A 12,983-nucleotide genomic window follows, 5' to 3' on the forward strand; every position below is an offset into this window, starting at 1 on the left:
CCCGGTTACCCTGCACGATGATAGGGATGCCCGGCAAGGATCGCGGTGGCGCGGTAGAGCTGCTCCATCAGCATCGCGCGCACCATCAGATGTGGCCATGTCGCCGGACCGAAAGCCAGCAGCAGATCCGCACCGGCGCGCTCCGCATCGGTATGTCCGTCGGCCGCGCCCAGCACGAAGCGCGCCTCGCGCACGCCGTCATCGCGCCAGCGCCCGATCGTGGCGGCAAGCTTTTCGGACCCCATCGCCTTGCCGCGCTCATCCAGCAGCACCGTGCGATACGGTGTCAGAGCGTCGCCCATCCGGCCGCCGGTTTCAGGCAGTTCTGTAAGCCTGGTCGGCCAGGTAATACGCTTTTCGTACCGCGCCACCAACTCGGCCTCGGGCGACCGGCCGATCTTTCCGCGAGCGATAACGTGAAGAAGCATATTCGTGTTGCCTCAAGCGCCGGCGTGGCCATTCGGCCACTTAGGCTTTCCTCGCGCTGCGCGCTGCGGGCGGCCCTTTGGGCCTATGACTGCCGTGACCCGGAACCGGGTGCGAGCTTGCAGGTCCGGTGCGAGTTCCGTTTGCGATCAGCAAACGGCAAGGCCGAACGGCCGCCCGAGCTTATACGAGGAAGCAAGGGGACCGGATGGTCCCCGCCCGCAGGGTCCAAACAAATAACGCGGACGCGACCGCCGGCGCTTGAGGCTGAACAAAAACACCCCGTTTCAACCTTCGGTATCACCGAAGGCCCACATTCGTTCCAGATTGTAGAAACTGCGTACTTCGGGGCGGAACAGGTGGATTACCACGTCGCCTGCATCCACCAGCACCCAGTCGGCAGCAGGCAGGCCTTCCAGCCGGACGGGGCCGTGGCCTGCGTGCTTTACTTCCTCGGCCAGCTTCTGCGCGATTGCGCCGACCTGGCGGGTCGAGCGGCCCGAGGCGATCACCATATGGTCGGCGATGGACGATTTGCCTTCCAGCGGAATAGAGACGACGTCCTGCGCCTGGTTCTCGTCCAGCTCGTGAATGACGAGCGCATGGAGCGAGCCGGGTTCTGTTTCGATGTCGGATACCGGGCTGGCAGTCGCGTTCTGGCGGCCCGGGGAGGCGTTATTATCGGTTTGCGGAGCGTTCATCGTGCAAAGGTAGGCTTCGCGCGGGCTAATGGGAAGAGGCATCTGCCGTGCGTCAAAGCCGCGCGGACCCGTGATTAGCCGGGCCGGATGCGTTTGCGCGTGACCTGATCGCGTGGCTGGGGACGTGCCGCATAGGCTTCAGCCCAGTCGGGATCGTCCGCGCGAATCGCCGTGGCCGAACGTGGGTCGGGACGGAAACGCAGCATGACAAGCGCTGGTAGCGTTGTGGATTCGCTCGCACGGAACGCGGCAGGCGTCATGCGGTAGCGCCCCAGCCACGCCATTGCCGGGCCGGCCATCGCTGCGGCATCGTATCCCGGCCTCGCCACCACGGCGAGCGGCATGGTCCGGGCGATCTGCCGCCAGTTTTTCCAGCGGTGGAACTGCGCCAGATTGTCCGACCCCATCAGCCAGAGGAATTCGAGCTTTGGATATCGCTGTCGCATATGTTGCAACGTATCGGCGGTATACCGCGTGCCCAACGCCTGTTCGATTGCGGTAACGCGAATCGGTGCGCGCCGTGCCTGCTGCCGTGCGGACCGAATGCGCGCAGGCAGCGGGGCCATTCCGGCTTTGGATTTCAGTGGATTTCCGGGTGAGACGAGCCACCACACCTCGTCCAACCCCAGCTCTTTCATTGCGAACAGGCTGATTCGTCGGTGACCGCCATGGGCGGGGTTGAAGCTGCCGCCCAACAGGCCGATGCGCTTGCGCGTTCGCGCGGTCAGCGCTGTGTTTCCGCTAATCTGGAACATCCGCGCAGTCAGGGCCGGGTCTGGCCGGAGCCGCGCACTTGCCATTTATACGTCGTCAGTCCCTCCAGCGCGACCGGACCGCGCGCGTGCAGCCTGCCGGTTGCGATGCCGATTTCCGCGCCAAGCCCGAACTCTCCGCCATCGGCAAATTGCGATGACGCGTTATGCATGACGATGGCCGAATCGACTTCCGCCAGAAAAATTTCTGCCGCCCGATCGTCTGACGTCACAATGGCATCAGTGTGCCCGCTGGAATGGGCGGCGATATGCGCCAAGGCATCCTCCATCCCATCCACGACCGCGACCGAAAGCACGGCGTCGAGATATTCGGTGTCCCAATCCTCCGGCAAAACCGGGCGGACGCGGCTGTCTATCGCGCGTGCCCGCGCATCGCCGCGCAATTCGCAATTCGCATTGGCCAGACCGGCCAGCACCGCCGCTGCATCAGGGTAGGTCGCATCGATCAGCAGGGTTTCCATCGCCCCGCAAATGCCGGTTCGGCGCAGCTTGGCATTGAGAGTGACGTCACGCGCCATGGCTGGGTCAGCAGCGGCATGGATGTAAGTGTGACAGATTCCGTCGAGATGGGCCAGCACCGGCACCCGTGCATCGGCCTGCACGCGCGCCACCAGCCCCTTGCCCCCGCGCGGTACGATCATGTCGATCCGCCCCGCTCCGTCGGCCCCGTTGGCGCGCAACATAGCGCCGACTGCCGCGCGGTCTTGAGTCGGCATCAATTGCACGGCATCGGCAGGGACGCCTGCCTCCGCCAATCCCGCCGCCATGACGGCATGGATGGCCCGGTTGGAATGTACAGCTTCGCTGCCACCACGCAGGATGGCAGCATTACCGCTGCGTAGGCAGAGCGCCGCCGCGTCGGCAGTGACGTTGGGGCGGCTTTCGTAAATTATCCCAATGAGCCCGATGGGAATGCGAATGCGCGCCAGCTGCAGACCGTTGGGCCGCCGGCTCTTGTCGATGATTTGTCCGAGCGGCCCCGGCAGCGCCGCAACGGCATCCACGGCATCAGCGATTGCGCCGAGCCGATCCTCGTCCAACCGCAGCCGGTCGATCATCGCGGCGGACAGTCCGCGATCTTCCGCCGCCGCGATATCGCGCGCATTCGCAGCCAGGATGGCATCCGAGTGGTTTTGCACCTGGCGCGCGGCACGGCGCAGTGCATCGGCCCGAGCTTCGTCCGTCATCCGAGCGAGGGCACGCTGGGCAATCCGGCCTGCTCTCGCCAGCTTCGCCACAAGGGCTACCGGATCGGAAGCCACCGTATTGTTGGAGTTGCTGTCTTCGCGGGTCATGCAGCTCTGCTAGCAAGGCATTGCAGCCATGTCAGGCATTCCCTGTTTCATAGGCTGATGCACCATAACGAGTCTAAGCGCGGACCGTAGCTGCGTCATTTCTCGATCGGGGCCGGGCATGAGCCGAATTCGGCGTGGCGCGAAGAGACCTAACCAGCAAGTTCCGCGCTAGTTCCCCAGATTATCATAAATATATGTCATTTTGAACGTTTCACCGCTTCGACTTGTCCATTCGTCCCTAATCTGCGCCATTCGATTCGACTTGTTCATGATTATGCCGCTAGCCCCAAGGCACGGAAAAACGACGGGTCGTGGGGATCTCATTGGAACATAATACGCATATTGACGGCGCATTTGCTCGCGTGAAAAGCTGGTTTCCGGACCGCGAATTCTTCATGCGGTCGCAGGGCCAAGTTCGCTTCATCAAAGTGACATCGAAATTTCAGTTGGTGGCCGCTACCGTGCTGGTAGGTGCCTTGCTGGCGTGGGGGCTGACAATGGCCGCAATGGGCTGGACTCAGTTTCAGGCACAGGCCGAACGGACATCCCTGCTGCAACGCGAAGCGCAGGTTGCCACTGCGGAAGAGCGCGTAGATGCCTATGGTGCGGATATCGAATCCGTAACCGCCGATCTTCAGAAACGGCAGGATTTCATCGACGGTATCGTCGAGGGGCTGCCGGCCGATGTGAAGTCGGGCGATACGGTTTCCGATTCCAGTGCTGAAGCACAGGATACCATCAAGAAAGTAAGCGCGTCGGTTCCCGAAGCGGCCGAGCTTGCCCGTATCGAAGCGCGGCAGCTTCTGTTCGTGGAGCGCCTGACTCGCTTTGCAGACCGCCGTGCCGATCTGGCGGCATCCGCCATTCGCAAGCTTGGCCTCAACCCCGACCTCATGCTGCGCGGCAACCGCAAACGCTTCGCTGCGGCGATGGGTGGTCCGTTCGAGAAGCTGGCTTCCGAAGCCGATGGTTCGATCGACCCGCGCTTTGCCCGCCTCGGCCTTAGCCTGGAACGGATGTCCGCATTGGAAAACGGGCTGGAAGGCGTGCCGCAGGTTACTCCTGCCGATATCCGCATGATTTCATCCGGCTTCGGCTATCGCCGCGATCCGTTCAACGGCAGCGGCGCCATGCACAAGGGCCTCGATTTCCGCGGCCCTACCGGAGCGCCGATCCATGCTGCGGCAAAGGGTAAGGTCACATATGCCGGCTATCGCGGCGGGTACGGCAAGACGATCGAAATCAGCCACGGCAATGGACTGATGACCCGCTATGCCCACATGTCGCGCCTTGGTGCGAAGCTGGGCGATCCGGTCGCTGCCGGCCAGCGCATCGGCGCCATCGGCAGCACCGGCCGTTCGACCGGCCCGCATCTGCACTTCGAAGTGCGTATCAACAATCGTGCGGTCAATCCGCGCCACTTCCTGGAGACTGCCCCAGATGTTCTCGAAGAAGTCAGAGCAGGCGCTCTCCGCGCCCGTGCCGAGTAAGACCATGGCCAAGGGAAACAGCACTTTTTCGGTCATCGGGACCGACGTCACGATCAAGGGCGATATCAGCGCTTCGGTCGATCTTCATGTCGATGGACGCGTGGATGGCGATATCGCCTGCGCTTCGCTTGTCCAAGGCGAGGAAAGCGTCATCGAAGGCGCGGTAAAGGCTGAAAGCGCCCGTCTCGCCGGAACCGTTTCGGGCAGTATCAACGCCCGCGAACTCACGATCCTGCGGACCGCCAAGATCGACGGCGATGTACATTACGATGCGCTGACCATCGAACAGGGCGCGCAGGTCGAAGGGCGGCTGGCATTCCGTTCGGGCGGCGGCACCGGGCTTGCCTCGAGCAAGCCGATCGCGAATGGCGCCGCTGCCGATGCCGCAGCGAATGCGAACAGCGATCCCAAACTGGCCCTGGCGACCTAAGTAAACAATTCAGGCGCAAGGTACGCCGCCTGTAAGAGCGCCCCCCCCCGCGCGAATCCCGGCTCTTAATCGAGTACTTCAGCCCGTAACGCCTTGCGGTCCAGCTTGCCGATCATGGTCTTGGGAAGGTCGTCCCGCACCACCACACCGCTCACCCGCTCATGCTTGCCGACCCGGCTATTGAGCCATTCGGACAGGCCATCGCCGCCAGTGTCTTCGAAGCCTGTGTTCAATGTCACGAAGGCCTTGGGCCGTTCGCCCATCCGATCGTCGGGCACGCCGATGACCAGTGCTTCCTTCACGGCCTCGTGTTCGACCAGCACCTCTTCCACCTGGCTGGGGAAGACCTTGAACCCGCCAACGGCGATCATATCCTTGCTGCGGTCCACGATCTTGATGAAGCCGTCATCGTCGATCACCGCAATATCGCCGGTACGAAGCCAGGCCTCGCCATCGATGGTTACGAAGGCATCCTTGGCGGCTTCGGGCCGGTTCCAGTAGCCGCGCATTACCTGCGGCCCGCGGATCACCAGTTCGCCGGGCTCGCCCTCGGGCGCAGGCTTCGCCGCGTCCTCCTTGTCGCGCAGCCGAATGCAGGTTTGCGGAATGACCTGCCCGATGGTGCCCGGCTTACGCTCCGCGTCGTATGGATTGGCGGAGACCACCCCGGCGCTTTCGGTCAGGCCATAACCCTCGCATAGCCGCGATCCGGTCACCGCCTCCCATTTTTCGCGCGTGGGGGCCGACAATGCCGCTCCGCCGGAAATGCATACCCGCAGGGACGAGAAATCGGTCTTCGCGATCTGCGGATGATCGAGCAGCGCCTGATACATGGTCGGCACGCCCGGAAATGCCGTAGGGCGAACGCGATTGACCGCTTTCAACGCCTGTTTTGCCTCGAACCGCGGCAACATCGCGATCATGCCGCCGCGCACCACCGTCCGGTTGAGTACGCAGGTGTTGGCGAAGACATGGAACATCGGCAGCACGCCGAGGATGATATCGGGATCGCTGCGGTCGAACGGGTCGAGCGCGTCCACCTGCTGCGCATTGGCGGCCAGGTTCGCGTGGGTCAGCATCGCACCCTTGGGCGTGCCGGTGGTGCCGCCGGTATATTGTAGCAGCGCCAGATCCTCATCCGCATCGATAGCCACGGGAGCCGGGTTGAGGCCCAGCATGTCCGTCCAGTGGATCACATCGGCACGGTCCGGCAGTGCTGTCAGCTGCTTGCGGCCGAACAACCGCAGCGCAATACCCTTGAACGTCGGCAGCTGGGCCGCAAGGCTGCCCACCACCAGCTGGCTGAGCGGCGAGGCTTCGAGCACCTCGATCGCGGTCGGCAGCAAGGCCGGCACATCCAGCGTGACCAGCATCGTGGTACCCGAATCGCGCACTTGCTGCGACAATTCGTCGGCCGAATAAAGCGGTGAGAAATTCACTACGACTGCGCCCGCCAGCATCGCCCCGTAATAGGCGGAAATGTAGATCGGCACATTGGGCAGGAACAGCCCGATGCGGTCCCCCTTCATTACGCCGCGGGCCTGCAAACCAGCGGCGAAGCGCTGCGCTTCCGCCCAGATTTCGGCATAGCTGTATGTACGCCCCATAAAATCGACGAGTGCAGCATCCGGCGTCCGCTGCGCGCTGCGGCGAAGGAATTCCGGCATGGGAATCGCTTCGAGCGAAAGGTCCCATTCGGTCGGGTGGCGATAGGCGGGCTTACTGACATCCATGTCAGCGGATTGGCCCATAGCGGCGGCCAGAGCAAGCCATAGCGCCGCGATAACGCAGATTTTGCAACCAGCTAGTTTTGGCCGGGCGACCTACGGTCTTTCGCGCAATGCTCGCCTAGGCATGAAAGAAAAAGGGGCGGCCCGAGCCGCCCCTTTTCTTCATATCCAAACCGTCAGGCGCGTATCAGAACCCACCGGATGTCGATGGCGGGGTATCGGGATCTTCCACGGTTTCGCCAGCAGCTTCCGCCGCGCGCTTGTTCTCAAGCCATTCAGCAGCCTCGGCCTCCTGCACGGCTTCGGCGGCGGCTTTCTCGTTGGCGTCACGCTCGGCGCGCAGCTCCTCGATCAGGCGTTCGCGATCGGTCTGCTTGCCTTCGTCGGGAGCGGGTGCTTCCTCGACCGGCTCGCCCGAAGCAGCAGCATCCTTGGCGGCCTTCTTCGCAGCCTTGGCAACAACCGCGTCCAGCTCGCGCTGCGAACACAGACCCAGGGTCACAGGGTCTTTCGCCTGAATATTCTGGATGTTCCAGTGGCTGCGATCGCGGATGGCGTTGATGGTGTTGCGAGTGGTGCCAATCAGCTTGGAAATCTGCGCGTCGGACACTTCGGGATGGTTCCGCAGTACCCAGGCGATACCGTCGGGCTTGTCCTGCCGTTTGGAAACCGGAGTATAGCGCGGTCCCTTGGTCCGGGTAACTTCCAGCGGCGCCTTCTGCATCACGAGGCTGTAGCTTGAGTCCGCCTGACCCTTCTCGATTTCTTCCTGCGTCAGTTCGCCGGCGTGAACCGGATCGCGCCCGGTATATTTGCTGCCCGCCAGATCATCGGCCATGGCCTGCACTTCAAGGATATGGATGCCGCAAAACTCGGCGACCTGTTCGAAGGCGAGGCTGGTGTTGTCGATCAGCCAGGTGGCGGTGGCGTGCGGCATCAGCGGGGCGGCTTGCTGGGCCATGGAAAATTCCTTGTTGAAAATATAAGGGCCGCCCCTTGCGGAGCGGCCGTTGCTGGCCCTGACTAGGGCAACCGGGCAGCGGCGGCAAGGAAAAGCGGTATGCGTGCCCTGCCCGGCCTAAGGCAAAAGTCCATCAGGCCTGAAGCACGATTTTACCAATATGGTCGCCTGCCTCCATCCGCGCATGGGCGGCGGCAGCCTCTGCCAACGGGAAGATACGGTCCATCACCGGCTGCAACGTACCGTCTGCAAATAGCGGCCAGGCGTTGTTATGAATCTCGTCCGCCAGCAGCGCCTTGAACTCCGCCGGGCGCGGACGCAGGGTCGATCCGGTCAGAGTAAGGCGTTTCTGCATGATTTGCGCCATGTTGAGCGTTGCATTCAACCCGCCCAATACGGCGATAGTCACATGCCGCCCGTCCGGGGCAAGAGCGCTGAGATTGCGGGGCACGTAATCGCCTGACACCATATCGAGCACGATTTCGACGCCAGCCTTACCAGTTATGCGCGCCACTTCCTCGACGAAATCGGCGGTCTTGTAATTAATCGAATAATCCGCGCCCACCTTGAGGCTCTCGGCGCATTTTTTGTCCGAACCGCACGTGGTTATAACTTTCAACCCGAAGGCCTTGCCGAGCATCGTCGCCATCGTGCCGATGCCGCTGGTGCCGCCATGCACGAGCAACGTCTCGCCCTCGGTTGCCCAGCCGCGCTCGAACACATTGTGCCAGACGGTGAAAAGGGTCTCGGGAATTGCGGCGGCGGCGGCCATGTCCATTCCGGCAGGGACCGGCAGGCAATGACGAATATCGGCGAGGCAGTATTCGGCGTATCCCCCGCCCGTCACCAGCGCGCAGACGATCTGACCATTCACGTCGCGTCCGACGCCTTCCCCCAGCGCCACGATGGTGCCCGACACTTCCAGCCCCGGTATCGGTGATGCCCCGGGAGGCGGCGGATAGAAACCCTGCCGCTGGATTACGTCAGGCCGGTTCACGCCCGCATGGCTGACCTTGATCAGCACCTCGTTCACGCCGGGGCTTGGGACGGCAGTCGTTTCGGGCCGCAGGACATCGGCCGCACCCGGCGCATCGAAACCGATGGCCGTCATCTCCTTTGGTATCGTCATTCTGCCCAGCCCCTTATTACCCGCCGCACGTAGCTTAATCACCTTGCGCCTCGCAAGCGCCGGACGCCATCTCCTTTTACGCCCATTGCCTTGGCTGGTGTACGGGCCAGCCGAATGCAGCCACATCTCGTGCCGACCACGCATTGCCGCCCATTGACAGCACGCGCTTGCCCGCGCGAAAGTGCAGGCGATGGAAGAGCCAGAAAATCCACGCCGCAAGGGCGACGCCGCGAGCCAGCTCGCCGCCGAGGAACTCGGCCCTTATTCGCAGGACGAACTTAACCACCGTATCGCCCTGCTTGAAGCCGAGGTGGCGCGCGTTGCCGCCCACCGCGACAAGGCCGCGGCCCATCGCAGTGCCGCCGATGCGCTGTTCGGCGGGAAGGGGTAATGATGGCGCGGCCAAGCAATTCTTGTGCCCCGCATCGCGCCGCGATGGTTGGCAATTGCCGCGCTGCATCCCCATATCCCATGCATGACAGGGGCGCGCGCTTTCCCGGCGCAGCCCTCCCCCCGACGAACATATGCGAGTCGCAGAACTAGAAAGCACTTCCATGCCCAGTTTCGCCCAGAACCTTGAGAAAACCCTTCATGCCGCGCTGACCTTCGCTGCCGAACGGCGGCATGAATATGCCACGCTCGAGCATCTTCTGCTGGCTCTTATCGAGGATAAGGACGCCGCCGAGGTGATGGATGCATGCGGCGTGGAAACGGGCGAGCTGGCCGAAGTGGTAAAGCAGTATCTCGATCAGGAATACCAGTCGCTCAAATCCGAAGACGGCTCAGACCCGCAGCCCACCGCCGGTTTCCAGCGCGTGATCCAGCGCGCCATCCTGCATGTGCAATCCAGCAGCAAGGATTCGGTGACGGGCGCGAATGTGCTGGTCGCGCTGTTTTCCGAACGTGACAGCTATGCCGTCTATTTCCTGCAACAGCAGGATATGAGCCGGCTGGATGCGGTCAGCTACATCAGCAGCGGCGTCGGCAAAAGCGGCCAGACGGTCGAGGGCGCAGCGATCGGCAATGCCGACGATGGCGGCGGCGCAGAGGAAAAGGCGGAAGGCAGCGGCAAGAAGAAGGAAACCGCGCTCGACCAGTACACCGTCAATCTCAATCAGAAGGCGCTGGATGGTAGGGTCGATCCATTGATCGGGCGCGGACCCGAGGTAGATCGCACGATCCAGATCCTCTGCCGCCGGTCGAAGAACAACCCGCTCTATGTGGGCGACCCCGGCGTTGGCAAGACTGCCATCGCCGAAGGGCTTGCGCGCAAGATCGTGGAAGGCGAAGTGCCCGAAGTGCTGCAGGATGCAGTCATCTACTCGCTCGATATGGGGGCGCTGCTGGCAGGCACCCGTTATCGCGGCGATTTCGAGGAACGGCTGAAGCAGGTAGTGTCCGAACTGGAAGCCATGCCGGATGCAATCCTGTTCATCGACGAGATCCACACCGTGATCGGTGCGGGCGCGACCAGCGGCGGGGCGATGGACGCGTCCAACCTGTTGAAGCCTGCGCTGTCGGGCGGGACGATCCGCTGCGCCGGGTCCACCACCTACAAGGAATTCCGCAACCATTTCGAAAAGGATCGCGCGCTGCTGCGCCGGTTCCAGAAAATCGATGTAAACGAGCCGACAATCGAAGATACGGTGGCCATTCTGAAGGGCTTGAAGTCCGCGTTCGAGGATCACCACCAGGTCAAATACACGGTGGACGCGCTGAAAACCGCCGTCGAACTGTCGGCGCGGTACATCAACGACCGGAAATTGCCGGACAAGGCGATCGACGTGATCGACGAAGTGGGCGCAATGCAGATGCTGGTCCCACCCAGCCGCCGTAAGAAGAAGATCACCGCACGCGAGATCGAACAGGTTATCGCCACGATGGCGCGCATACCGCCCAAATCGGTCAGCAAGGATGACAAGAAGGCACTCCAGAACCTCGACCGCGATCTGAAACATGTCGTGTTCGGGCAGGACTTCGCCGTGGACAAGCTGGCCAGTGCCATGAAGCTTTCCCGCGCGGGCCTGCGTGATCCGGACAAGCCGATCGGCTCGTTCCTGTTCTCCGGCCCCACCGGCGTCGGCAAGACCGAAGTCGCGCGGCAGCTTGCCTCCATCATGGGGATCGAACTCAAACGCTTCGATATGTCCGAATATATGGAACGGCACAGCGTATCGCGCTTGATCGGTGCACCTCCGGGTTATGTTGGTTACGATCAGGGCGGCCTTTTAACCGATGCGGTTGATCAGAACCCGCATTGCGTGCTGCTGCTCGACGAAATCGAGAAGGCACATCCCGACCTGTTCAACATCCTGTTGCAGGTGATGGATAATGGCCGCCTGACCGACCATCACGGCAAGACGGTAGACTTCCGCAATGTTGTGCTGATCATGACGACCAATGCTGGCGCTGCCGATATGGCGAGCCAGGGGATCGGTTTCGGTGACGTATCCAAGGAAGATGCATCCGAAGAAGCCGTGAAGCGGATGTTCACGCCGGAATTCCGCAACCGGCTGGATGCAATCGTACCGTTTGCATATCTCGGCAAGAACACGGTTGCGCGCGTGGTCGACAAGTTCATCCTGCAGCTGGAACTGCAACTGGCGGAACAGAATGTCGATATTCAGTTCGATACAGAAGCGCGCAAATGGCTGGCGGACAAGGGTTACGACCGTCTGTACGGCGCGCGCCCGATGGGCCGCCTGATCCAGGAAAAGGTCAAGCAACCACTCGCCGAAGAACTACTGTTCGGAAAATTGTCCGATGGCGGCGAAGTGCAGGTGAGCGTGAAGGATGGCAAACCCGCCTTCGAACTGACGCCCGCGCCGCCCAAGATAAAGGCCAAGCCGAAAAAGAAGGCGGCACCCAAGAAGGCTTCACCAGACAAGGCGCCCGATGCCGCCGCTGACAGTGACGGCCCGGGATCGGAAAAAAGCCCGGGTGACGGCGAAAGCTGACAGATAACAAAAGACCGCAAGGGGGCGCGGCTGGGAACGGTTTGCGCCCCCTTTGCTTGAGTCAGACATGGCCGCCCCCTTTTCCTGGATCGAACCCCATCCGCACGGCATTTACGTAAAGCCAGCCGACGCCTGGATAGACCCGTCACAAGCGGTCGAATGCGCACTGGTGACGCATGGCCATGCCGATCACGCGCGCGGTGGGCACGGCGGTACTGTCGCGACGCCCGAAACGCTGGCAATCATGAAATTGCGGTACCAGACAGGGGAAGGTTCTTCGGGGGGTAAGGCCACGCCTGTCCCCTACGGTGAAACGATCCGGCTGCCCGGGGGTGTCGATGCGACTTATATTCCGGCCGGCCATGTTCTTGGAAGTTCGCAGATCTTGCTCGAGCATGCGGGTGAGCGAATTATCGCAACCGGCGATTACAAACGTCGTCCCGACCCCACCTGCCCACCTTTTGAAGTTACGCCGTGCGACATCCTGATTACTGAGGCGACGTTTGGATTGCCGGTCTTTACCCATCCGCCGATCGCAGGCGAGATGCAAAAATTGCTGGATGCGCTGGCGCAGAACCCCGATCGCTGCGTGCTGGTAGGGGCCTATGCGCTCGGTAAGGCACAACGCGTCATTGCGGAGCTGCGCGCCGCCGGGCACAAGGATCCGATCTATCTCCACGGCGCAATGGAAAAGATGTGCCGCCTGTATGAAGATCACGGCGTCGATCTGGGTGAGCTGCGGCTGGTGGCCGACACGCCGAAGGACAATATGCGCGGACATATCATCGTGTCGCCCCCGTCCGCACTGAACGACCGCTGGAGCCGCCGCCTGCCCGACCCCATCACAGCCATGGCAAGCGGCTGGATGCGGGTTCGCCAGCGAGCCCGGCAGCGCAATGTCGAATTGCCGCTGGTCATATCCGATCATGCCGACTGGCACGAGCTGACCCGCACCATCGAGGAGGTTAAGCCGACCGAGACATGGATTACCCACGGCCGCGAGGATGCGCTGCTGCGCTGGTGCCAGCTGACCCAGCGCCGTGCCCGCGCGCTCGCCATGGTCGGGCGTGAGGACGAGGACGAATAGCCGG

Annotated in this window: 12 protein-coding genes; 4 read left to right on the top strand and 8 right to left on the bottom strand. The window is 62.3% G+C overall.

What is annotated here, in order from left to right:
• Positions 1 to 5 precede the first annotated feature (5 nt).
• From HME9302_RS11510 to HME9302_RS11525, 4 genes are all read right to left on the bottom strand, one after another.
• Entirely contained in the window at positions 6 to 428 is a 423-nt protein-coding gene (locus tag HME9302_RS11510; protein WP_115367129.1) for a 23S rRNA (pseudouridine(1915)-N(3))-methyltransferase RlmH, read from the bottom strand.
• Between the two features lie 285 nt (positions 429 to 713).
• Positions 714 to 1,127, bottom strand: a complete 414-nt coding sequence (rsfS, locus tag HME9302_RS11515) for a ribosome silencing factor (RefSeq protein WP_115367130.1) — start codon at positions 1,125 to 1,127, stop codon at positions 714 to 716.
• 74 nt (positions 1,128 to 1,201) lie between these two features.
• On the bottom strand, positions 1,202 to 1,882 hold the full coding sequence (locus HME9302_RS11520) for a nicotinate-nucleotide adenylyltransferase (protein WP_230079986.1): 681 nt from the start codon (positions 1,880 to 1,882) through the stop codon (positions 1,202 to 1,204).
• Positions 1,883 to 1,890: 8 nt separating this feature from the next.
• Positions 1,891 to 3,195, bottom strand: a complete 1,305-nt coding sequence (locus tag HME9302_RS11525; RefSeq protein ID WP_115367132.1) for a glutamate-5-semialdehyde dehydrogenase — start codon at positions 3,193 to 3,195, stop codon at positions 1,891 to 1,893.
• A gap of 362 nt (positions 3,196 to 3,557) precedes the next feature.
• Between HME9302_RS11525 and HME9302_RS11530 the strand changes: the two genes are divergently transcribed.
• Complete coding sequence (locus HME9302_RS11530; RefSeq protein ID WP_230079987.1) at positions 3,558 to 4,685, top strand: peptidoglycan DD-metalloendopeptidase family protein; 1,128 nt, start codon at positions 3,558 to 3,560, stop codon at positions 4,683 to 4,685.
• 4 nt (positions 4,686 to 4,689) lie between these two features.
• Positions 4,690 to 5,115 carry a bactofilin family protein gene (locus HME9302_RS11535; RefSeq protein ID WP_115367133.1) on the top strand — a complete coding sequence of 142 codons (426 nt, stop codon included), beginning with the start codon at positions 4,690 to 4,692 and terminating at the stop codon, positions 5,113 to 5,115.
• A 65-nt stretch (positions 5,116 to 5,180) separates the two neighbouring features.
• Here HME9302_RS11535 and HME9302_RS11540 read toward each other — a convergent pair whose 3' ends face one another.
• The 4 genes from HME9302_RS11540 to HME9302_RS13705 form a co-directional block, all read right to left on the bottom strand.
• Complete coding sequence (locus tag HME9302_RS11540; RefSeq protein ID WP_230079988.1) at positions 5,181 to 6,866, bottom strand: long-chain-fatty-acid--CoA ligase; 1,686 nt, start codon at positions 6,864 to 6,866, stop codon at positions 5,181 to 5,183.
• 166 nt (positions 6,867 to 7,032) lie between these two features.
• Positions 7,033 to 7,806, bottom strand: a complete 774-nt coding sequence (locus HME9302_RS11545; protein WP_115367135.1) for a DUF1013 domain-containing protein — start codon at positions 7,804 to 7,806, stop codon at positions 7,033 to 7,035.
• A 133-nt stretch (positions 7,807 to 7,939) separates the two neighbouring features.
• Positions 7,940 to 8,935 carry an NAD(P)H-quinone oxidoreductase gene (locus HME9302_RS11550; protein ID WP_115367136.1) on the bottom strand — a complete coding sequence of 332 codons (996 nt, stop codon included), beginning with the start codon at positions 8,933 to 8,935 and terminating at the stop codon, positions 7,940 to 7,942.
• A 76-nt stretch (positions 8,936 to 9,011) separates the two neighbouring features.
• Positions 9,012 to 9,395 (bottom strand): hypothetical protein, encoded by a 384-nt coding sequence (locus HME9302_RS13705; RefSeq protein ID WP_456061808.1) that lies wholly within the window; start codon positions 9,393 to 9,395, stop codon positions 9,012 to 9,014.
• Between the two features lie 94 nt (positions 9,396 to 9,489).
• Between HME9302_RS13705 and clpA the strand changes: the two genes are divergently transcribed.
• Positions 9,490 to 11,892: an ATP-dependent Clp protease ATP-binding subunit ClpA gene (clpA, locus tag HME9302_RS11560; protein WP_115367719.1), complete on the top strand. Its 2,403-nt coding sequence runs from the start codon at positions 9,490 to 9,492 to the stop codon at positions 11,890 to 11,892.
• Positions 11,893 to 11,959: 67 nt separating this feature from the next.
• Positions 11,960 to 12,979 (top strand): ligase-associated DNA damage response exonuclease, encoded by a 1,020-nt coding sequence (locus tag HME9302_RS11565; protein ID WP_115367138.1) that lies wholly within the window; start codon positions 11,960 to 11,962, stop codon positions 12,977 to 12,979.
• The last annotated feature ends 4 nt before the right edge of the window (positions 12,980 to 12,983 follow it).

The sequence above is a fragment of the Alteripontixanthobacter maritimus genome (genome assembly GCF_003340475.1).
Lineage (GTDB): Bacteria > Pseudomonadota > Alphaproteobacteria > Sphingomonadales > Sphingomonadaceae > Alteripontixanthobacter > Alteripontixanthobacter maritimus.

Coding starts and splice junctions, on each gene's coding strand:
- HME9302_RS11510 (WP_115367129.1), bottom strand. CDS start 428: ATGCTTCTTCACGTTATCGCTCGCGGAAAGATCGGCCGGTCGCCCGAG.
- rsfS (WP_115367130.1), bottom strand. CDS start 1,127: ATGAACGCTCCGCAAACCGATAATAACGCCTCCCCGGGCCGCCAGAAC.
- HME9302_RS11520 (WP_230079986.1), bottom strand. CDS start 1,882: ATGTTCCAGATTAGCGGAAACACAGCGCTGACCGCGCGAACGCGCAAG.
- HME9302_RS11525 (WP_115367132.1), bottom strand. CDS start 3,195: ATGACCCGCGAAGACAGCAACTCCAACAATACGGTGGCTTCCGATCCG.
- HME9302_RS11535 (WP_115367133.1), top strand. CDS start 4,690: ATGGCCAAGGGAAACAGCACTTTTTCGGTCATCGGGACCGACGTCACG.
- HME9302_RS11540 (WP_230079988.1), bottom strand. CDS start 6,866: ATGGGCCAATCCGCTGACATGGATGTCAGTAAGCCCGCCTATCGCCAC.
- HME9302_RS11545 (WP_115367135.1), bottom strand. CDS start 7,806: ATGGCCCAGCAAGCCGCCCCGCTGATGCCGCACGCCACCGCCACCTGG.
- HME9302_RS11550 (WP_115367136.1), bottom strand. CDS start 8,935: ATGACGATACCAAAGGAGATGACGGCCATCGGTTTCGATGCGCCGGGT.
- HME9302_RS13705 (WP_456061808.1), bottom strand. CDS start 9,395: ATGCAGCGCGGCAATTGCCAACCATCGCGGCGCGATGCGGGGCACAAG.
- clpA (WP_115367719.1), top strand. CDS start 9,490: ATGCCCAGTTTCGCCCAGAACCTTGAGAAAACCCTTCATGCCGCGCTG.
- HME9302_RS11565 (WP_115367138.1), top strand. CDS start 11,960: ATGGCCGCCCCCTTTTCCTGGATCGAACCCCATCCGCACGGCATTTAC.